Genomic DNA, 21,555 nt, shown 5'->3' on the forward strand with positions numbered 1-21,555 from the left:
ACGCCAAACCCGCTAACGGCGAGCCGAGCCAGCATCGCCATCAGGTAATGCTAGCCGTGCGGACAGGTGGCCGAGTGGTTTAAGGCAGCGGTCTTGAAAACCGCCGTGGGTGGAAGCTCACCGTGGGTTCGAATCCCACCCTGTCCGCCAATTTACCTTGCCACCTCATGCCATCCCATGCCAAAAACCCTAGGAATTGCTGGGGTTCTGTCTCATTGAGACGTGCGCGGTGTGCCATCGCGTGCCATCAATGGACCGGACCCAAGGGGGTAGTTAAGGGGGTACCGCTCTAGAACGATACCCCCAAGGCAGGGGTATCGCGATGCTCTCCGACACGAAGATCCGCAAAGCCGCACCAGCCGAGCGAGACTATAAGCTCGCTGACGAAAAGGGCTTGTTCCTACTCGTGCGCAAAAACGGCGGCAAGCTATGGCGCATGAAGTACCGCGTTGCCGGCAAGGAAAAGCTCCTCTCGTTCGGCCCCTATCCCGACGTCACCCTGATCCACGCACGCGAGAGACGCGACGCAGCCCGCCGCCTGTTGCGCCAAGGCATCGACCCGAGCGCCGAGAAGCAGCGCGAGGCCAAGGCCGCCAGATTGGAGGAGGCGCATTCGTTCGAATCGGTCGCGCGCGAATGGCACGATCTCAACAAGGGCCGTTGGACCGAGGTTCACCAAGCCGACGTCCTGCGCTCGCTTGAGCGCGACGTGTTCCCGACGCTGGGCAAGCGGCAGGTCAACGACATTGAGGCCCACGACGTCCTCGACATGCTCCGCAAGATCGAGAAGCGCGGTTCGGTCGAGACGGCCAAGCGCATCCGGCAGCGCGTCAGCGGTGTTTTCGTGCTGGCAATCTCCAAGCGCATCGCCCGCGACAATCCGGCCAAGGATCTGAATGCTGCGCTCTTGCCAAAGAAGAAGGCCAAGAAGCAGCCAGCCGTGCTCGATCTGGACGAGCTGCGCGACTTGCTGACCAAGACCGAGCAGTCGGGCGCGTCGCCGGTCACGCTGCTGGCGTCGCGCCTCCTCGCCCTCACCGCCGTTCGCCCTGGCGTTGTCCGCGGTGCGCGTTGGGACGAGCTCAAGGATCTCGAAGGCGAGGAGCCGTACTGGCACATTCCCGCCGAGCGCATGAAGCTCACCCTCGATCGCAAGGATGAGCAGGCTTTTGACCACGTCGTTCCCCTCGCCCCGCAAGCCGTCGACGTTCTGCGCGCCGTCCATCGCCTGACCGGGCGCGGCGAACTGGTATTCCCCGGTCAGCGCCACGCTCATATCTCTCTGTCCGAGAACGCGATCGGCTACCTCTACAACCGGGCAGGCTGGCACCGCCGGCACGTCCCGCATGGCTGGCGCGCGGCTTTCTCCACGATCATGAACGAGCGCGCCAAGCTCGCCGGGATAGCTGACGATCGCGCGGTGATCGACCTCATGCTGGCGCACGTCCCCGAGAACAAGGTGGAGAGCGCCTACAACCGCGCCGAGTTCATGCCGCGCCGGCGGGAGATCGCGTGCGAGTGGGCAGACCTGCTGCTTGAAGGCATGCGGCCCGCAGATGATCTGCTGACTGTTGCGAGGCGCCGCACCTAACGTTTCACTTCTCAGACAGGAGGCGAAGGAGCCTCGAGTGCTGCGAAGCTTTTGGTTACGCAAGCTCTAAAAGTCCTTGCGAGAACTAAGCATGACTATGCTGGCACGGATCGACGATCGATACCGGTGCTCTGAACGGCCGGCTCTGTCGGCGGCATTTGCCAGCCCGCTGGCCTTCTCCGCAGCGGTCGCTCCCGATCAGACCCGGTCGCTCAGATCAGTAGTCTCGAACGTCTTCTTTGACGAAAGCGGTCAGTCGGCGTGGGCCAAGCTGAAGGTCAGCAAAGCGCCCCATTTCGGCCACGCATCCAGGTTTGGGGTGTACCTGAAGGCGGACGCGGCTAATTCTCAGCATCTCCAAGATAAATTGGTAGTCCGATGCTTCACGGCTCGCCAATACGCCGTCCACCCCCAAGTATTGCTGTGACGCCAAGTAGCTATGTCGGTAGATCTCACCCTTACAGCGACGCACATTTCAAACATCTGCATGAGCGAGGGCGTGCGTCGAAAAAGTGATTGACTAATCCAACGAAGTCCGGGCACCTGACTTTGGGGGTATAGAAAATGCGATATTGGGCATGGATCGGCGGGAGCTTGCTTGGGTTATTGTCGCCACAAGATGCGCAGGCATTTGGGCTGAAGACCCATTTATGGATCGGCCAGCGGATTATCGAGGATCTAGAACGCGATTGCAAAGTGGAGGTCGCGGGCAATCGCGAGGCGGTGGATCCGGAGTTGTGCCGCAGCATCCTGGATAACCAGCAGAGCTTCCTGGCGGGCGTGATTGGGCCCGACGGTTTCCCCGACCTGATTACAGGCCAGACCACTACCCACCCGGGCATCGCGTCCGATTGGCAGACCAGCGACTGGCTCAGGCATCTTTACACGGACGCGCCGGCCGGTGAGCGCTTGGCGTTCGCGGCGGGCTATGTGGTCCACGCCGGCAGCGACACCTTCGCCCATTCCTACGTCAACGCCTATGCCGGCGACATATTCGTCCTGACCGACGAACGCGCCGTCGAACTGCGTCATTTCCTGCTCGAAAAATATATCGACGCGCGGTTGCCTGCGGGCACGCCCGATCCTGCGGCGCTGCGGGTACCGGCCGAGTTTGTGCGCGACCGGCTGATCTACAATGACGACGCGGCGCGTGTGTCGGGCAAGGCCGGCGCGCTGCACATACCGGCGATGCACGGGATGCGGCGCGGCGTTGCCGCGCTGACCAAGTCGCTCGACGATATCGAGGCAGAGGCGGGTCGGATTTTGGCCGACGTCGTGACTGAAGGCTTGGATCTGCAGGTCAAGCTGGCCGACGGCGAACTGGCGCTGACTGCCGCCGAAGTGTCGCTCAATGGGGCCGAAGCCAGCCTGACGGCACAACGCCAGGCACTCGACCTGGCCAAGCGCGCGCTCGACGGCGCGATCGACGCGGTCCGCCGTAACGACCTGCTGATCGTGAAAAGCGAGGCCGAGGCAAAGGCCGCGCGGGCGGCGATCGATGCAGCCGAGCGGGCCGCGAGCGATGCGTTGGGCAGGCTCGAGAAGCTGGAGGGATCAGTCGCGGACATCAGACGGCGCCTGCGGACCATACCTCGGACAGTGCCGCAACGCATTTGCCGTAATGTCACGCGCGAGGTTTGTCGCTGGGCTGGACCGTTGAGAAAGCTCTGTGACGACGTAACTGAAACGGTCTGTGCAATTGCCAACGTTCCCAATGAAGCATGGGGGCGAGTCAACGATGAGTTAGACCGCGCCGAAGGCCGGCTCCGAGACGCGAAATACACGATCGCCCAGCGAGCGGTCATCGTCGCCGCAGAGGGCGCGCGCGAGGCGAACGCGCTGCAGGCTAAATTGCGTGCAGAAGCGGCGCAGGCGCAGCTGAACGTGGCCCAAGCCGCGGTCCAGGCGGCCTATGATGTCGAAAATGCCAAATATGATGCGCAGCTGGCGGCAACCCAGACCGCGCGCGAAAAGGTCGTTGCGCTGCGCGCCGAGATCGAGCGCTTCCGCAATCGGATCGTCGACCTAAATGCAATCCGGACCGAAATCGCCAAGCTGGTCGCGCAGTCCAATGCCCTGTCCGCGTACTCCCGCAACTGGGAGAAGGGCCTGGACGTCGCCGGCGCCAAATACATCGAGGCCGGGCTCGACGCCGGACGCAAGATGGCGAACACGGAGAGCGGCCTGCTGGACGTCTACAGGCGTTGGCTGACGTGTTACGGCGGCGCCTTCACGCCGGTTCCCTATCAACTCGGCGAGTTTGGCTGTGCGGCCGAAGATTACTACAAGCAGGTCAACGACCAGGTGCGCGGGTTTGTCTTGCGCAACTTGCCCGAACCGTTCCGCAGCCTTTACGAGCGATACGGCGACATCCGCGCACTGATCCAGCAGCGGATCGATGCCGAAGCGCAAAGGGCCGTCATCGAGCTTGCCAAGCTGGCCTCGCCGGACGACAGCACCGACCTGTTCATTGAGCTTCTGATCGATCCACAGAGCGCCAACGCAGCCAAGCTGCGCGACGCCTATGCCCAGGTGGGCGATGCCGATGGCAAGGCACTGTTGACGTTTCCGGACGTCACGCAACAGATCGACAGCGACATCGGGCTGACAAACGGCACGCTGGTCCCGCAACGGTTCTACGCGATGGATTACGCTTTGCGGCTGTCCAAGCTGGCGCTTCTCGACCAGGCGGGCATGCGGCGGCTGGTTTGGCGGCTCGGCGGCGATCCGAACAGGGTTGGAGGAAGAGGCGCAGGCCGCTGGTCGATCCTGACCAGGAGCCTCCGCTCGATTGACGGCAACCAGCAGTGGCAGCCCTATGGCATCCCGTACGCGCGGAGCAATACGCCGCCCGAACCGGCCGACCCCGAAAAGCGCCGCTACGGATGGGGGCCGGCCGATGCAGCCGGCGGGCTGAGCCTTTTTGTGGACCCCAATCTACGTACTACGGTCTTTAGCCGGATATTCCCGAATCCGGTCGCGGGGGCCATTACGGCCAGGCCGGAACTTTCACCGCAGGCATTTCCGTTCGCTTCCTGCCCCGCAAATCCGTTTCCTGTTACCTTTGCTCCTAATGGTACTCCAGTAGCCGCTGACAATCGCTGTGCTCAGCCGAATTCGGAACGGCGCCATGCCGACTCTTTCGGACTCAAGCTCAAGAGGATCTTTCGCAGCATTATCGGTGCATTAGGTTTTGGACCCAAATGAATTCTGCAATGTTTCATTATGTATTTCAGCGTATCGCAGAGAGATTATATGCATGACAATCAGCCTGATCTGGAACGTTGCATACAGTCATTATAGTTTCACTACAGCGTGGTATAGTGATATTAGTCGGGTGTTGAACTCTATACGTCGCCGTTTCCACCTTAATTGTTAAGGTTAGCTTTGTGCAGCCATGTTCCGCAAACAGCCTGTAGGCTCACGGCCATTGCGGCCGTAATTCTTGGCCCGAAGACTGACTACTGAGTGTCGCATTTTGGTGATGAACCTGCCGCTGGACAGGTCACACAGGAATGACCGTAAAGTCCCAAGAGTGTTTGGACCAAAGTTCATATGAGGGAGCGCGCCCAATCGGGCGCGTCTCGATCTTGCTCCAAAATTTGTTTTCGCTTTGGCATCCGCCGGACCTGTAGCGAGGTGCACTCGGCAGTCTGCAAAATCCTGGCCAATTTCGCGACGGCGCTCGTGCACCCATGGTGCAGCTGTATGGTGGTGAAATTCCCCCATGATGCTTTTTCGCGGATTTTAGCCATTTTCAGAATTGGACATGGTGGATTCCACCATCGTTAACGTGGGTGTCAGGTGACAACATGGTGGAATCCACCATCGGCATTTTCCCTTCCGACTTCGCCTTCCTGAATTTTTTGAGTGCTCGCATGCCCCGTTCCATTCTCACTCGGGCCGTCGTTTTCGGCTGGGCCTCATGTGCCAGAAAATCCATGCTCGGCCCTCTTCTCCCCGGCCCTGCCTCCCAGTTTAGCCGCCACGTACGAGCACGAGAGGTCTCGGATGTCTTCACGTGGAAATGCGCCTCTGCAGTCTTGGTGATGAAGCCCAACTCCTGCAGTTCATTGAAAGCGGCTGTCACAGTGTGATGGTCACCCAGTCCGAGCCGGCATTTTGCATCTTCGACACTGAGGAAAATTCCCCCGTTGTTCGAGCCGTTGTAGAGCATGCCGAGTTCTACCAGCAGGCAGCGCGCTTTCAGGGACAGGCTGCGGTAGGCGCAGCTGTTCAGAATCAAATGCGGGAGCCGGACAAAGCGATCGGTGTTACTGCGTCCCGTAACATTGGGCTTCCGTCCCCGTGATTTCCTAGCAGGCATCCCCACCTCCTTGGCCAAACGCCAAAGCTGCGAACATTGCTGCCATTTCCGGTCTCACCTGGTGCGCGATGATCAGAAGTTGCAGCTGCAGTGCTTGGGAGATAACTTGCTGAGGAAGGCTGATGAGGCTTTTGCGTGGGGCCCGCGCTGCAACGCGGGCCTTGCTTTTCTCGTCCATCGTCAGGCGTCTCCCCGGATCAACGCGTGGAGACTTTCAGCCGGGATCACTGTCCGGCCGCCGATGCGAACTGCCTTCAGACGTCCGCTGGCTATGTGGTTGTAGATGGTGGACCGCGCGAGGCTCGTCGCACGGACGGCCTCCCTCACGCTGTAGGCAAGTTTGGTGGTGACGTCGGGCTTGGTTGACATTGGATGCCTCCGTTCTTGGCTGGAACGGGCATTCAGGTATCGAGGTAGTGCCGCTCAGGTTACCTAATTGGGCGGGCTGAATTAGGTTGCAGCGTTAGCGGGACGTTGCCGGTCGAGCATCCCAATGGGCAAACACGTTAACGGCTATGCGTGCCCTCCGCCTGCTGGTGCAGTTGGTCGAAGTAGCCAACCAGTTCCGCTAGCGCTGGCAGAGTATCATTCAGTAATTTCTCGGGCCTCTGCCTTTTCACCGCGGCATAGATGTATGCCAGTTCCAACATCTCGACCGTTAGCCCACGCGCTCGTTTTTGACCCTTCACTTTGGCAATCCAGGCATCGATTCGGCGTGCTTCGGTAACCGCAGCCTCAATGGTCTTTTCGCCAACCAGCGCCGATGCAGCCGCCCGCTGGATTGCTGATCTTATGTTCGAGCCCTTCGGCAGTCGGACGATGGGACGCACCAAGGCTATGCGCCGTCGTCTGAGCATGAAGCTCCTGAGAGCCTTGGTCGACTTCTTGGCGTCGGACTGAAGGGTGATGCCGTGGCCTGTGCCCAGAAGAGCTGCGGCCAAGGCAAGGCGCGTCTCTGGCTCGATCGGCTGGTGCGATGTCAATAACCGGGCAATATCGCGCTCCGGGGTGTCAGAGAATCCTCCAAGCGCAAGTCGCGCTTTCAAGTTCAGATCGATCTGGGTAAGGCCATGGCGCATGTCGGAGCTCCCACGTATCGGGCAAGAGCTTACCCATGGTTCCAACTCCGTCCAGCCGGGGTCAGCGCTATCCACAACGGCTACTTGATAATAGCATTCCCAAGCACTTCCCCTTTGCGCTGCCCTTGGCATAGGGTGCGGTCATGAACCCCGTAGAGATCGAAGAAGCCGTATCCGCCCTCGCGCTCGAGCCGTTTGATCGGGCGGAGTTTCCCTTCCAGTTTCTGCGTGCCTTCGGGAACAAGGATACCGCGATCCAGCGCCTGCGGGCGGGCAATACGAACCAGTCCGATGTTCCCGGCGCCGTGCTGCAGCGTGGGCACATCCACATTGCCACCTGCGATCAGGGTGCGGTGGACGAGATGCTCGTCGCCCTGCGGCAAAGCCCGAAGACGGCATCGCAGAAGGCCAAGTTCATCCTTGCGACCGATGGCGTGGCCTTCCAGGCAGAGGACATGGCCAGTGGCGAGACGGTCGCCTGCGATTACGCCACGTTCCCGGACAAGTTCGCCTTCTTCCTGCCGCTGGCTGGCATCACCACGGTTCAGCAGATCCGTGAGAGCAGCTTTGACATCAAGGCGACTGGCCGGCTCAACAAGCTTTATGTCGAGCTGCTGAAGGACAACCCTGACTGGGCCAGCAGGCGCGAGGACATGAACCACTTCATGGCCCGCCTGATCTTTTGCTTCTTTGCCGAGGATACCGACATTTTCGTCGGCGAAGGCCTGTTCAGCCGCACGGTCGAGCAGATGAGCGCGCGCGATGCGTCTGACACGCATGTGGTCATAGCCGAGATCTTCCGGGCGATGGACACCAGGCTGGCCGATCGCGCCGCTGCCGGGATCAAGAGCTGGGCCGATGTCTTTCCCTATGTGAACGGGCAGCTCTTCTCGGGATCGACCGAATGCCCGCGCTTCAGCAAGATCGCGCGGTCCTACCTGCTGCACATCGGCAGTCTCGATTGGCAGAAGATCAACCCGGACATCTTCGGCTCGATGATCCAGGCCGTGGCCGACGACGAGGAGCGCGGCGCGCTCGGCATGCACTACACCAGCGTGCCGAACATCCTGAAAGTGCTGAATCCGCTGTTTCTGGATGACCTGCGGACGAAGTTGGAGGAAGCGGGCGACAACAGCCGCAAGCTGCTCAACCTGCGCAACCGCATGGCCAGGATCCGGGTGTTCGATCCCGCCTGCGGATCGGGCAACTTCCTCGTCATCGCCTACAAGCAGATGCGCGAGCTTGAGGCCGAAATCAACCGGCGGCGCGGCGAGCCCGACCGGCGTAGCGACATTCCGCTGACCAACTTCCGCGGCATCGAACTGCGCAATTTCCCCGCCGAAATCGCGCGGCTGGCGCTGATCATCGCGGAGTACCAGTGCGATGTGCTCTATCGGGGGCAGAAGGAGGCGCTAGCGGAGTTCCTGCCGCTGGATAGCCAGAACTGGATTACTTGCGGGAATGCGTTGCGGCTGGATTGGCTCAGCATCTGCCCGCCGACCGGCACCGGAGTAAAGGTACAGGCAGATGACCTGTTCAGCACGCCGCTGGATCAGGCGGAGATTGATTTTGAGAATGAGGGCGGGGAGACGTATATTTGCGGAAATCCCCCCTTTACTGGTGCGCGCGAGCAATCAAAGGAGCAAAAAGAAGATTTTCGTCACGCGATGGCAGGTTTTTCCGGTGCAAATAGCTTGGATTATGTATGCGGATGGGTATGGAAAGCTGTTCAATTTAGTAAATCAGTCGCATCATCCTCGGCGTTTGTTGCTACTAATTCACTATGCCAAGGCCAATCTATCCCTCTGTTCTGGGGACGAGCCTTGCAGTACTCAAAGATCGCCTTCGCCCATCGGACGTTCCAATGGCAGAATAACGCCACCAATAATGCCGCAGTTCATTGTGTCATTGTAGGCTTAAGCCAGAGTGAACGCGTCAAAAAGATGATATATGACTCGGGAGTGGCCGTCGAAGTCAATAACATTTCCCCCTATCTTACCAATAATCAAGATGTGATTGTCGAAAAGAGAATGACTCCTATCGATGGACGACCTGAACTTGTTATGGGAAATCAGGCTATTGAAGGCGGAAATCTCATTGTTGAAAAAGATAAAAAGGACATAATCTGCTCAAATTATCAAAATGCACAAAAATTTTTCCGCCCTTTGTATGGAGCCGAGGATTTTGTTAGGAATACTCCACGTTATTGTATTTGGGTCAATGAATTACAGCTTGGAGAGGCGTTGGGAATACCGGAATTCAGGGAAAGGTTTGAAAGGGTAAAGTCCTACAGGTCCGGCGCTGGCGAAGTCGCAAGTAGTCTCGTCAATGTGCCGTATCGATTTCGATATACTCACGAACCCAAGAAGTTCATGATTATTATTCCGAGAACTACCACCGAGCGCCGTGAATTTCTTCCAGTTGGAATGTTAAGTGCGCCTTCAATCGTAACCGACGCGGTACAGGTCATTTATGATCCAGAGATTTACATATTAGGCGTGCTCGCTTCTCGGCTGCACATGAGCTGGATTAAGGCGGTTGCTGGTCGATTAAAGTCGGACCCCCGCTACTCTGGCACACTCGTGTACAACACCTTCCCAGTCCCCACTCTGACCGACCAGCACAAGGCCGACCTCACTCGCTGCGCCGAGGACATCCTCCTCGCTCGCGAGGCGCATTTCCCGGCGACTATCGCAGACCTCTATGATCCCGACACCATGCCTGAAAACCTGCGCGCCGCGCACGACCGCAATGACGAAGTCCTCGAACGCATCTACATCGGCCGCCGCTTCCGCAACGACACCGAACGCCTCGAAAAGCTCTTCGAACTCTACACCAAGATGACCTCGAAGGGGAAAGCGGCATGAGCGAAAGGGATCGGTCCCCCGGATGGGACAAACGCGCGATCAACAGGATCGCGGCGCAGTGTTATGGCGGACTGCTACCAATGTTTGCCGCGCATGGATGGTCTACGGATGGCAGAGTTGTCAGTCAGGTTGCCCCGACCCACGTCAAAAAGACGTACGGCAGCGTAGCAGCGTTTGAGAAGTGCCATGATCATGGCGTCGAAGGGAACGCGCTACTCGATCCTCGGGTCGCCATCACAGGAGTCGAATCAGACGTCTGGCTGAGCGAATTTATCGACTTTTCGCCGGAAACGCAGGGTTACGACGCCTACATGGAGAAGTCGTGGCGCGACCATTTCATTGAGCGTAGCCAACCAGGCGCTCTGATGGTCGCCTACCACCAGTCTCGGGGCAAAAGCCGGATTTGCGGAGTACTTCAGCTCACTCACGTCACGGGTGGGAAGCAGGAGTTTGCTACAGGGAACTCAGCCACCGCTGAAGATGGGTGGGAGTTCGCTGTTAAAGCAATTAGGGCTTGGAAGGTTGAAGAGGATGCTCAGCCAGCTGTCGAGGACTTCGCACCGGACACTTTCACTGAAGAAAACAGGGCGCAAATTGATTGGCAGGGCATGAAGCTGACAAGACAGGAGGCGCTTAAGGTGCTCGACCTGCCATTGCGCGAGGTCGACGTTGCTGGCGACAAGCTCATTTCAGCGGCGCTTCCCGGTCTCTGCGATGAGGTATTGCGCCCTTCACGGCCTGGTCCAGTGTCGCAATCCCCACGTGTCGTGATGGAAGCGGAAGGCCCTAAGCACCTTTACATCTTGCAGCTTGAAGGAGATGCAGACGCCTTCCTCGGCAAGAATGCTAACGGCGGCAAAATTGTCAAAGTGGGTTTCTCGGTCAGCCCCGTAACTCGACGCAACGCGCATAACAGAGCTTTGCCGAAGTGCGCATTCAAGTGGACGCTCTTACATTCGACCTACGACGAAGGAATGGAACCCTTTCAATCTTCCAAGCATGCTTTAGCGGGCGAAGATTCGATGAAGAGTTATCTAGATGCCCATGGCAAGTCATTGAGTGGCGAGTTTTTTCTGGCCCCTGATGAAGCCGTCAAATCAGCCTGGCGTAATGCAATTACCGCGGCAAAAAGCTGGAAAGCATGACCACCGCAAAGCCCATCCCCGCAGTCAGCTTCAAGACCGCCCGCACTGGCGCCTCGGCCAAGGCCAATGCGCTCGGCATGCGCGTGATGCAGGAACGTGCCTACAACAAGCGGGGCGAGCAGTACCTGCTGATCAAGTCACCGCCGGCCTCGGGCAAGAGCCGCGCGCTGATGTTTATCGCGCTCGACAAGCTGCACAACCAGGGGCTGAAACAGGCAATCATCGCAGTGCCGGAAAAGTCGATCGGCAGCAGCTTTGCCGACGAGCCGCTGAGCGCCCACGGCTTCTGGGCGGACTGGACGGTCAAGCCGCAATGGAACCTGTGCAATGCGCCCGGCGCTGACGAGGAGCGGGTGGATTCCTCGAAGGTCAAGGCGGTCGGCCAGTTCCTTGAAAGTGGCGATCCGGTGCTGGTCTGCACCCACGCCACGTTCCGTTTCGCGGTCGAGGCCTATGGCATCGAGGCGTTCGACGACCGGCTGATCGCGGTGGACGAGTTCCACCACGTCTCCGCGAGCCCGGACAACCGTCTGGGCAGCCAGCTTGCCGCGTTCATCGCGCGCGACAAGGTGCACATCGTCGCCATGACCGGCAGCTATTTCCGGGGCGACGCCGCGCCCGTCCTCACGCCCGAGGACGAGGCGAAGTTCGAGACGGTGAGCTTCACCTACTTCGAGCAGCTCAACGGGTACGAGCACCTCAAGGCGCTCGACATCGGGTATTACTTCTACACCGGGCGCTATCTCGAGGCGATCGAGCATTGCCTCGATCCCTCACGCAAGACGATCGTGCACATCCCCTCGGTCAACGCGCGGGAGAGCACGAAGGACAAGATTGCCGAGGTCAACGAGATCCTGCACTACCTTGGCAAGTGGCAGGGGGCCGATCCCGTAACCGGCTTCGAACTTGTCGCTTTGCCCGATGGCCGCGTGCTGAAGATCGCCGACCTTGTCGACGACAGCGATCCTGCGCGCCGGGCGAAGGTTCTGGCGGCGCTGAAGGACCCTGCGCACAAGAACGATCGCGACCATGTCGACATCATCATCGCGCTGGGCATGGCCAAGGAAGGCTTCGACTGGATCTGGTGCGAACACGCGCTGACCGTCGGCTACCGGTCGAGCCTGACCGAGATCATCCAGATCATCGGCCGCGCCACGCGCGATGCGCCGGGCAAGTCCGTTGCCACCTTTACCAACCTTATCGCTGAACCAGATGCTTCCGAAGCAGCCGTGGCCGATGCGATCAACGATACGCTGAAGGCCATTGCTGCCAGCCTGCTGATGGAACAGGTGCTCGCGCCCCGCTTCACCTTCAGCCCGAAGAACAACGGGCCGCTGCCGAACTTCGACTAAGGCGAAGGGGGATACAAGGAAGGGCAAACCAACGTCGGCTTCAACGAGGAGCGCGGGCAGTATCACTTCGAGATAGCGGGCCTCGTCACGCCCAAGAGCCCTGAGGCGACCCGCATCGTGCAGGAGGACCTCAACGAGGTCATCGCCGCATTTGTGCAGACCAAGACCGTGGCCGAACGCGGCATGTTCGACGAGGAAACCCCGGCGCAGGAACTCACCCAAGTCGCCATGGGCAAGATAGTGCGCGATCGTTACCCCGACCTTTCCGCCGAGGATCAGGAGTCTGTCCGCCAGCACGCGATCGCGGCGCTGAACCTGACGCAGAAGGCGAAGTCTCTAGCCATGGGAGTCGCTGACACTACCGATGGTGAGCAGCGCGCAAATACGGCGCTGCTGGATGGCGTGCGCCAGTTTGCCATGGATGTCCGCGAACTCGACATCGACCTTATCGACAGCATCAACCCCTGGCAGGCAGCTTATGCCGTGCTGGCCAAGTCGATGAGCGAAAGCACGCTCAAGCAGGTTCAGGCGGCAATCACCGCCAAGCGCACCAAGATCACCCCCGAGGATGCCAAGGACCTCGCTGCCCGCGCAGTCCGCTTCAAGAAGGAACGGGGACGGCTGCCGTCGATCACATCCGCCGATGCCTGGGAACAGCGCCTCGCCGAAGGGGCCGCCGCATTCATGCGCTTCCGCGAGGAGGGTCGCTATGAGTGACTTCAACCTCGACGATCTGGCCGACGAACTTGCGGACTTCGCGCCGGCCAAGAAAAAGCAGGCCACCTATACGGCGCGCGAGGAACGGATCATCGCCGGGTTTGAGGACATCGAGCGCTTCTTCGACGAGCATGGTCGCCTGCCCCAGCATGGCGAGGACCGTGATATCTTCGAACGCCTCTATGCCGTGCGGCTGGATCGCTTGCGTGCGCAGGAAGACTGCCGGACCCTGCTGGCAGACTTCGACAAGCACGGACTGCTTGATCGCGTAGAAGCTGATCTCGTGGACGCAGACGAGCTTGATCTGGACCATCTGGCCGCTGAGCTAGGCGGGCTTGGCGAGGGTGGCGACATCACCCAACTCCGACACGTTCGTTCAACTGAGGAAAAGCGTGCTGCCGACGAAATTGCCCGCCGCGAGAAGTGCCCTGACTTCGAAAAGTTCGCCGGGCTATTCAAGCAGGTCAAGGACGACCTTGCCAGCGGCGCACGCGTGACTCGCCCATTCGAACTCAAAGCCGAAATCCGCCCCGGCGCCTTCTTCATCGTCGGTGGCCTGATCAGCTATGTGGCAGAGATGGACGAGGTCTTCGTCAACGCGCAGGGCCGCACCGATGCGCGCCTCCGCGTGATCTTCGACAACGGCACGCAAAGCGGGATGCTGATGCGATCGCTACAGCGCCAGCTCAATGAAGATGATGCCGGGCGGCGCATTACCGACCCCGCGCCTGGCCCCCTGTTCGCCGACAAGGCGGAGGACGGCGAAGCCGAAACGGGCACCATCTATGTGCTACGGAGCAAGTCGGATCATCCATTCGTCACGGAGCACCGGGACGTAATCCATAAGATCGGCGTGACCAGCGGCTCGGTCGAAACACGCATCTCCGGAGCGGAGAAGAGCTCGACTTATCTGCTTGCCGGCGTGGACATAGTGGCGACCTACAAGATTTACGGCGTGAACTGCCAGAAGCTCGAAAGCTTGATACACAAGGTTTTCGCTGCTGCGCAGCTCGATCTGACCATACCTGATCGCTTCGGTCACTTGGTCAAACCTCGGGAGTGGTTTGTCGTGCCGCTGCAGGTGATTGACGAAGCGGTCGAACGAATCAGAGACAGAACCATAACCGAGTTCCGCTATCAGGCTGCCGAAGGCCGTCTGATCCGAACCTGATGCGAGGACAGCGCAGGGCAAAGAAGTCTCGGTTCAAGAAAATTGTGGGCACTTGGGGGTAACATTGGGAGTATCGTTTCTGGCAAAGATTAGGAAAATGGCTTAAATCGCCCATTTTTACGGCATTGTTCGACGGCCACCCTGTCCGCCAATACTTTTCGTTGCCAAACGAAATGAGAGCACTACGGATTGCCTATGATGTTTCGCCGGTAGTTGTCGGCGCGATCGCCCCTTCGTTGTATGATCTAATGGTAACTATTTCCCCTTCATTCTAAATCTAGAAACGAGCGATTCGATTTGCTCAGAAACAGGGGAACAAGACATGCGGACCTTAGCTCTCGTGGCCTTCTTGGCTGCGCCATCAATGCTGCTAGCACAAAGTACTTCGGCCCCTCCGACTACCGCGCCTGCACCCATGGTGCTTTCACTCCCGCAGACTCAGAGCAATATTGCGGTGCTACCTGCTAATACCGAGATTACGGTTGCGCTCAACGACACTATCACAACCAAAGGAAAGCGCTGGAACGAAGGGGATACCTTTAATCTGACCGTAACCCATGACGTACTACTTGGCCAATACGTCGTCATACCAAAGGGCGCACGCGGCGTGGGACGTATCAGCTGGCTGACCAACAAGGGTGCCTTTGGAAAGTCAGGAAAGATGGAAATTGATCTTGAGTACGTTGAGGTAAGTGGCAGGCGTATTCCAATTAGCGGGCACTACCGTCAGGAGGGTGAAGGAAACACCGTAGGAACAGTCGCAGGTGTCGTTGCTGCAGGGGTTTTTGCGGGTTTCGTAACCGGAAAGTCTGGAGTAATTCCAGCAGGAAGAGAGTTGGTTGCCCATACGAAAGACGATTTACCTGTAGCGTTCGCCGGACCTCCGCCAAGCAACGCCCCGGCTCCTCTCGTCGTTGGTCAGGCACCCTCACCTACGACGGCAATTTTGCCCCTCGCGGCACCGGCGGGCGGTGTCGCAAGCGGTACAACCACGACAATCCAGTAACCCTACGCTAGCAGGCTGGCCTTGCTGGCCTGCTAACTATTGTATGACCTTCTCTGACCTCCGTCCTCCAAGGTCCTATTTGACACCGCAGATCGGTAAGCAACGCTCGCACCATAACAAGCCTCGCAAACTCAAGGTTTGCGATGTGCTGCGCAAATGAAAAGGTGCGGACAGTTTAGCCCGCACCCTTTCTAACTGACAGTTCGACGATGGACTTGATCAGATGTGGATAGCGCGCCCGTAAGCCGCCAGGACGCTTTCGTGCATCGATTCGCTGATCGTCGGGTGCGGGAAGACGGTGTGCATCAGTTCGGCTTCGGTCGTCTCGAGCGTCTTGCCGACGACGTAGCCCTGGATCATCTCGGTCACTTCCGCGCCGATCATGTGGGCGCCGAGCAGCTCGCCGGTCTTGGCGTCGAACACGGTCTTCACGAAGCCTTCCGGCTCGCCCAGCGCAATAGCCTTGCCGTTGCCGATGAACGGGAAAGTCCCGACCTTCAGTTCGTAACCGGCTTCCTTGGCCTTCGCCTCGGTCAGGCCGACGCTGGCGATCTGGGGGTGGCAGTAGGTGCAGCCCGGAATGTTGGCGCGGTCCATCGGATGGGGATGGACGTCCTTGTTGCCGAGTTCGGCGGCAATGGCTTCGGCGGCGATCACGCCTTCGTGGCTCGCCTTGTGCGCCAGCCATGGACCCGGCGTTACGTCGCCGATGGCCCACAGGCCCTTCACATTGGTGCGGCCATAGCCGTCGATGGCGATGATGCCGCGCTCGGCCTTCACGCCCAGCGCTTCAAGTCCTATGTTTTCGGTGTTCGGCACGATGCCGACGGCGACGATGACATGGCTGTAGTCGGCCTCGGCAACCTTGCCGTCCTTGCCCTTGATCTTCGCCTTGACGCCCGATCCTGAGACGGCAAGGCTCTCGACGCCCGCGCCGGTCATGATCTTCATGCCCTGCTTGGTCAGCGCCTTTTCGAGGAAGGCCGAAACGTCAGCATCTTCCACGGGAACCACGCGGTCCATCATCTCGACGACCGTAACTTCGGCACCCATGTCATTGTAGAAGCTGGCAAATTCGATGCCAATGGCGCCCGACCCGATGACCAGCAGCTTGGTCGGCATCTGCTTGGGCGTCATCGCGTGGCGATAGGTCCATACGCGCTCGCCATCGGCCTTGGCGAACGGCAAATCGCGCGCGCGGGCGCCGGTGGCGACGATCACATGCTTGGCCGAGATTACTTCCGTGCCCTTCTCACCGGTAACCTCGACCGAGGTTGCCGACTTCAGGACACCATTGCCCATGTGCACGGTGATCTTGTTCTTCTTCATCAGGTGCGTCACGCCCTGATTGAGCTGCTTGGCCACGCCGCGCGAGCGCTTGACCACCGCATCGAGATCGGCGCGAATATTGTCGGCAGCGAGACCATAGGCAGCGGCGTGCTTCATGTGATTGAGCACTTCGGCCGAACGCAGCAGCGCCTTGGTCGGGATGCACCCCCAGTTAAGGCAGATGCCGCCGAGGTTCTCGCGTTCGACAATGGCGGTTTTCAGGCCGAGCTGCGCGCAGCGGATCGCCGCGACATAGCCGCCGGGGCCCGATCCGAGGACGATGACGTCGTATTGGTCAGCCACGCAAATGCTCCTGTCAGTCTGTCTGCGGCAAAGGCCGCGGTTTGCGTTCGTCGTCGATGGCGACGAAGAAGAATCGTGCTTGGGTCACCTTCTGGCGGTCTTCGCCGGTCCGCGCGCGGCGCCAGGTTTCCACATCGATGGTCATCGAAGTGCGTCCCGCCTTGGCAAGAGAGGCATAGACCGAGACCTCGTCACCCACATGGACCGGGTGATGGAAAGTCATGCCCTCCACGGCAATCGTGGCAGCGCGGCCCTTGGCCCTTCGTGCCGCGACAATGCCTGCCGCCATGTCCATCTGCGCCATGAGCCATCCGCCAAAGATATCGCCGGCGGGGTTCGCATCAGCTGGCATCGCCGTGATGCGGATGGCCGGTTCGCCCTGTGGTAGCGGATCGGCCATCATTGCACCCCTGCGACTTGTTTCAGGCGATCAGGCTCAGGCCACCAGACCCAGCGGGTTCTCGATCAGGTTCTTGAACGCCTGCATCAGCTCGGCACCGTCGGCACCATCGATGGCACGATGGTCGAAGCTGCCGGTGGCCGACATGACCGTGGCGATGCCCAGCGCGCCGTCGATCACGTAAGGGCGCTGTTCGCCCGCGCCGATAGCCATGATCATCGCCTGCGGCGGGTTGATCACCGCATCGAAGCTCTTGATCCCGAACATGCCGAGGTTGGACAGCGAAGCCGTGCCGCCTTGATACTCGTGCGGCTGCAGCTTGCCTTCACGCGCCTTGCCGGCCAGGGTCTTCATTTCCGTGGCGATGGCCGAGATCGACTTGTTGCCGGCATCGACGATGATCGGCGTGATCAGGCCCGAAGGCGCAGCGACGGCAACCGAGATATCGGCACGGCTGTAAGTGCGCAGTTCGTCGCCCGCGAAGCTGACGTTGCACTTGGGCACCTGCACCAGCGCCTTGGCCAGAGCCTTGATGATCAGGTCGTTGACCGAGAGCTTCACGCCCTGCACCTCGAGCGCCTTGTTGAGCTGGCCGCGCAACTTGAGCAGGGCATCGAGCTGGATGTCGACGGTGAGGTAGATGTGCGGGATCGTCTGCTTTGCCTCAGTCAGGCGGCGAGCGATCGTCTTGCGCACGTTGTTGAGCTTGGTTGCCTCGTACGGAATGCCGAAATCGGGCACGGCTGCAGGAGCCGGAGCCGCGGCAGGCGCTGCTGCCGGTGCTGCAGCGGCGGCGGGTGCAGCGGTAGCAGGCGCGGCTGCGGCGGGCTTCGCACCTTCGACGTCGGCGCGAACAATGCGGCCGTTGGGGCCCGAACCGGCCACACCGGCAAGATCGATGCCCTTGTCCGCGGCGATGCGCTTGGCCAGCGGGCTGGCGATCACGCGGTCACCTTTCGGAGCGGGCGCTGCGGCAACGACCGGAGCAGGCGCCGCTGCTGGCGCAGATGCTGCTTCGGCCTTGGCAGCAGGTGCTGGTTCGGCAGGCTTTGCAACCGGCGCGGGCGCGCTGGCGTCTTCGTCCTCGCCCGCGATCATCGCGATCACGGTGCCGACCTTCACGCCTTCGGCACCTTCGGCAACGTCGATCGAAACGATCGTGCCTTCATCGACAGCCTCGAACTCCATCGTGGCCTTGTCGGTCTCGATCTCGGCCATGATGTCGCCAGAGGAAACCTTGTCACCCACCTTGACCAGCCACTTGGAAAGCGTCCCCTCTTCCATGGTGGGGGAGAGGGCGGGCATCTTGATGGCGATGGGCATGGGCGTGTTTTTCCGTGTCCTGATGGCAATAAAGCGAAGGGGTCGTAGCGGAAACCACCCCTGCATCTTTTGTCAGGCCCATTTCACCAGTCTGGCGCGTCGGGTCAAGTGGCTTGCCGCTTGCGCCGCATACGAATTTGCCGATACGTGTGCGTCGAGAGGACAATTCGCCATGTCGCAGCGCATATATCTGGTCATCATGGACGAGACTGACGAAGCCAAGGGCGCCTTGCGCTTCGCGGCAAGGCGCGCGGTGCGCACCGATGGCACTGTCCACATTCTTGCCCTGGTGCCGCAGCAGCAGTTCGTTGCGTTCGGCGGGGTCCAGGCCACGATCGAGGAGGAAGCGCGCGATCGCGCCGAAGTCCTCGCCATGACCGCTGCCGGAAGTCTTGCCAGCGAGTCAGGCCTTTCTCCGCAAATCTCGGTACGCATGGGCGATGGCCCGAAAGTGGTGCGCGAATACCTGGGCGAGCACCCGGAAGTCTCCGCGCTGGTGCTGGGCGCAGCCGGAGGCGGCAATCCCGGGCCTCTGGTCAGCCACTTCGCCGGAATTGCCGGCCAGCTGCCCTGCCCGCTGATGATCGTCCCCGGCGCGATCTCGGACGAGGAAATCGACCGCTTCAGCTGATCATTTGCGCTTGCCCTGGTGCCGGATGTTCGATGGGCGGCCGCGCTTGCCGGCGATGTAGTTTCCCTGCCGCTTGGGCTTGTGTTCCATCTTGCCCCCGCGACGTTCGATCCGCTGCACGCCCTCGGCCACGTCCACCGGCTCGAACTTGAGCGCGCCGGTCAGCGGGTTGGCCTCGGCAAGGCGCAGCTTGAGGATCTGGCCCATGGCAAATTCCTCGCCGCTCAACTCCCCGATCAGGCGTTGCGCCTTCTCGTCATAGTTGAAGCGCTCCGCCCCCAGCGTGGAGACTGGCACGAGGCCATCGCCACCTAGGCCGATGATCGTGGCGAACAGGCCAAACTTCTGGACGCCAGTGATTCGCGTATCGAAGACCTCACCGACCTTGCCCGAAAGCCAGGCCGCGACGTAGCGGTCAATGGTGTCGCGCTCGGCCTCCATCGCACGGCGTTCGGCATTGCTGATGGCTTCGGACACGCGCGCCAGGTCGCCCCGGTCGCGGTCGGACAAGCCCGACGTCGGCGGCAGGTCGGCCTTGGGCCGCGGCTGCTCCAGCCCATAAGCATCAACCAGCGCGCGATGCACCAGCAGGTCGGAATACCGCCGGATCGGCGAGGTGAAGTGAGCGTAAGACCCGAGACTGAGGCCGAAGTGCCCGGCATTGCGCGGGCCATAATAAGCCTGCGTCTGGCTGCGCAGCACCGCCTCCATGATCAGCGCCTTCTCCGCCTCGTCAGCGATGTCCTTGAGCATGCGGTTGAATAGCGAAGGCGTGATGACCTGCCCCAGCGAAAACTTGCGATCGAATGTCGCCAGATAGTCCTTCAGCGCCACCAGCTTTTCCCGGCTCGGCGGTTCGTGAATGCGATAGACCACCGGCGCGACCTTCGCCTCCAGCGCCTTGGCCGCCGCAACGTTGGCCGCGATCATGAAGTCCTCGACGACGCGGTGCGCATCGAGCCGTTCGCGAATTGCGATCTCTGCAATCTTGCCCTGTTCGTCGAGCACCACGCGGCGCTCGGGCAGTTCGAGGTTCAGCGGATCGCGCGCATTCCGCGCCTTTTCCAGCAGTCGCCACGCGTCCCACAAGTTGGCAAGATGCGCCTCGGCTTCACCCGCATCGATGCGCCGCTGCGCTTCTTCGTAGGCGATCACTTCGGCGATCCGCACGATCGCACGGGTAAAGCGCCAGTCCTTGATCCGGCCCTCGCTGTCGATCGACATGTGGCAGGCCATTGCCGCGCGGTCAGCGCCCGATTTCAGCGAACAGACGTCCGCCGACAGCACTTCGGGCAGCATCGGCACGACGCGGTCGGGGAAGTAGACCGAGTTGCCGCGCTTGCGCGCCTCGCGGTCGGTCTGCCCGCCTGGGCGGACATAAAAGCTGACGTCAGCAATCGCGACGAGAGCGTTGAAGCCGCCCTGCCCGTCCGGCTCGGCCCAGATGGCGTCGTCATGGTCGCGCGCATCGGCCGGGTCGATCGCCACGATCGGCAGGTGCCGCAGGTCCTCGCGCTTGTCTTCGCTCAGCGGCAATTTCGCTGCGTCCTCGGCCTCGCGGATCGCGGCTTCGGGGAACACGAACGGAATGCCGTGCTTGTGGATCGCGATCAGGCTGAACGCACGCGGCGCCAGAGGATCGCCGAGCACGGCCACAACCTTCATGCCCGAGCGCGGCGAACGCCCGGCAGGCTCGGCCAGCACCAGTTGCCCCGCCTCGGCCCCGCCAAGGTCCGAGATCGGCACGGCATTGCGCACGCGCTTGTCGACCGGCGCGAGCCAGCCCTTGCCAGCGCCGTCCAGTTCGACGACGCCCATCAACTGCTCTTCGCCGCCCTGGAGCTTCTTCATCGGATGGGCGAGCCAGCCCTTCCCCGCTTCCTCGGTGCGCGCCAGAATGCGATCGCCGACGCGCAGCGCCGGGCCGCGCTCCCGCGCCTTGCCCCGGGGCTCCACCACGCGCAGGCGCGGCGGCGGGCTTGCGTCCTCAGGCTGCCAGCTGTCGGGGATGGCGACCGGTTCGCCCTCGTCGATTTCGACAATGCGCAGCACTGTAACGCGCGGCACGCCGCCCATCGCGTGGAAGGCGCTGCGGTTGCCATCGATCAGGCCTTCCTCGGCCATGTCCTTGAGCAGCGTCTTCAGCGCGATCTTCTCGGTGCCTTTCAGGCCAAAAGCCTTGGCAATCTCGCGCTTGCCCGCAGGCTCGTCCGATTGTGCGATAAAGTCCAGCACCTGCTGGCGCGTCGGGAGCCCTTGCGGAAACTTGTTCTTGGCCATTGGCGGCATGTGGTCGTTATGGTCGCGTATGGCA

Annotated in this window: 16 protein-coding genes and 1 tRNA gene; 10 read left to right on the forward strand and 7 right to left on the reverse strand. The window is 60.7% G+C overall.

Annotation, left to right across the window (positions count from 1 at the left end):
- Positions 1-60 precede the first annotated feature (60 nt).
- The 3 genes from ACZ1JY_RS02955 (at position 61) to ACZ1JY_RS02965 (ending at position 4,798) form a co-directional block, all read left to right on the forward strand.
- Positions 61-150 (forward strand) — tRNA-Ser (locus ACZ1JY_RS02955).
- A gap of 172 nt (positions 151-322) precedes the next feature.
- Positions 323-1,591 carry a tyrosine-type recombinase/integrase gene (locus ACZ1JY_RS02960; RefSeq protein WP_465130306.1) on the forward strand — a complete coding sequence of 423 codons (1,269 nt, stop codon included), beginning with the start codon at positions 323-325 and terminating at the stop codon, positions 1,589-1,591.
- Positions 1,592-2,155: 564 nt separating this feature from the next.
- On the forward strand, positions 2,156-4,798 hold the full coding sequence (locus tag ACZ1JY_RS02965; RefSeq protein WP_465130307.1) for a zinc dependent phospholipase C family protein: 2,643 nt from the start codon (positions 2,156-2,158) through the stop codon (positions 4,796-4,798).
- A gap of 550 nt (positions 4,799-5,348) precedes the next feature.
- Here ACZ1JY_RS02965 and ACZ1JY_RS02970 read toward each other — a convergent pair.
- The 3 genes from ACZ1JY_RS02970 to ACZ1JY_RS02980 form a co-directional block, all read right to left on the reverse strand.
- Positions 5,349-5,918, reverse strand: a complete 570-nt coding sequence (locus tag ACZ1JY_RS02970) for a hypothetical protein (RefSeq protein ID WP_465130308.1) — start codon at positions 5,916-5,918, stop codon at positions 5,349-5,351.
- Positions 5,919-6,098: 180 nt separating this feature from the next.
- Positions 6,099-6,287, reverse strand: coding sequence for a helix-turn-helix domain-containing protein (locus ACZ1JY_RS02975; protein WP_465130309.1), 189 nt, complete (start codon positions 6,285-6,287; stop codon positions 6,099-6,101).
- A 137-nt stretch (positions 6,288-6,424) separates the two neighbouring features.
- On the reverse strand, positions 6,425-6,997 hold the full coding sequence (locus tag ACZ1JY_RS02980) for a hypothetical protein (RefSeq protein ID WP_465130310.1): 573 nt from the start codon (positions 6,995-6,997) through the stop codon (positions 6,425-6,427).
- Positions 6,998-7,140: 143 nt separating this feature from the next.
- Between ACZ1JY_RS02980 and ACZ1JY_RS02985 the strand changes: the two genes are divergently transcribed.
- From ACZ1JY_RS02985 to ACZ1JY_RS03010, 6 genes are all read left to right on the forward strand, one after another.
- Positions 7,141-9,864: a class I SAM-dependent DNA methyltransferase gene (locus tag ACZ1JY_RS02985; protein ID WP_465130311.1), complete on the forward strand. Its 2,724-nt coding sequence runs from the start codon at positions 7,141-7,143 to the stop codon at positions 9,862-9,864.
- Positions 9,861-11,009, forward strand: a complete 1,149-nt coding sequence (locus ACZ1JY_RS02990; protein ID WP_465130312.1) for a hypothetical protein — start codon at positions 9,861-9,863, stop codon at positions 11,007-11,009. Before ACZ1JY_RS02985 ends, ACZ1JY_RS02990 begins: the two co-directional genes overlap by 4 nt.
- Positions 11,006-12,361 (forward strand): DEAD/DEAH box helicase, encoded by a 1,356-nt coding sequence (locus tag ACZ1JY_RS02995; protein ID WP_465130313.1) that lies wholly within the window; start codon positions 11,006-11,008, stop codon positions 12,359-12,361. Before ACZ1JY_RS02990 ends, ACZ1JY_RS02995 begins: the two co-directional genes overlap by 4 nt.
- A 117-nt stretch (positions 12,362-12,478) precedes the next feature.
- Positions 12,479-13,078 (forward strand): pseudomurein-binding repeat-containing protein, encoded by a 600-nt coding sequence (locus ACZ1JY_RS03000; protein WP_465130314.1) that lies wholly within the window; start codon positions 12,479-12,481, stop codon positions 13,076-13,078.
- A complete protein-coding gene (locus ACZ1JY_RS03005; RefSeq protein ID WP_465130315.1) occupies positions 13,071-14,249 on the forward strand; it encodes a GIY-YIG nuclease family protein in 1,179 nt (392 codons plus the stop codon). Before ACZ1JY_RS03000 ends, ACZ1JY_RS03005 begins: the two co-directional genes overlap by 8 nt.
- Positions 14,250-14,664: 415 nt before the next feature.
- Entirely contained in the window at positions 14,665-15,255 is a 591-nt protein-coding gene (locus ACZ1JY_RS03010) for a hypothetical protein (protein WP_465130316.1), read from the forward strand.
- Positions 15,256-15,474: 219 nt separating this feature from the next.
- Here the strand turns inward: ACZ1JY_RS03010 and lpdA are convergent, their stop codons facing one another.
- From lpdA to ACZ1JY_RS03025, 3 genes are read right to left on the reverse strand one after another with little or no spacing between them, the layout of a single operon-like run.
- Positions 15,475-16,887: a dihydrolipoyl dehydrogenase gene (gene lpdA / locus ACZ1JY_RS03015; protein ID WP_465130317.1), complete on the reverse strand. Its 1,413-nt coding sequence runs from the start codon at positions 16,885-16,887 to the stop codon at positions 15,475-15,477.
- A gap of 13 nt (positions 16,888-16,900) precedes the next feature.
- On the reverse strand, positions 16,901-17,287 hold the full coding sequence (locus ACZ1JY_RS03020) for an acyl-CoA thioesterase (RefSeq protein WP_039332329.1): 387 nt from the start codon (positions 17,285-17,287) through the stop codon (positions 16,901-16,903).
- A 36-nt stretch (positions 17,288-17,323) separates the two neighbouring features.
- The gene (locus ACZ1JY_RS03025; RefSeq protein WP_465130318.1) at positions 17,324-18,610 is read right to left on the reverse strand and encodes a pyruvate dehydrogenase complex dihydrolipoamide acetyltransferase; all 1,287 of its coding nucleotides are present in this window, start codon (positions 18,608-18,610) and stop codon (positions 17,324-17,326) included.
- A gap of 172 nt (positions 18,611-18,782) precedes the next feature.
- Here ACZ1JY_RS03025 and ACZ1JY_RS03030 point away from each other — a divergent pair, with 172 nt between their 5' ends.
- The gene (locus ACZ1JY_RS03030) at positions 18,783-19,241 is read left to right on the forward strand and encodes a universal stress protein (RefSeq protein WP_039332326.1); all 459 of its coding nucleotides are present in this window, start codon (positions 18,783-18,785) and stop codon (positions 19,239-19,241) included.
- On the opposite strand, the gene ACZ1JY_RS03035 is transcribed toward ACZ1JY_RS03030, so the two are convergent.
- Positions 19,242-21,521, reverse strand: a complete 2,280-nt coding sequence (locus ACZ1JY_RS03035; RefSeq protein WP_465130319.1) for a ribonuclease R family protein — start codon at positions 21,519-21,521, stop codon at positions 19,242-19,244.
- Positions 21,522-21,555 lie beyond the last annotated feature (34 nt).

The organism is Novosphingobium sp. BL-A-41-Hi4B-X5A (assembly GCF_055521705.1).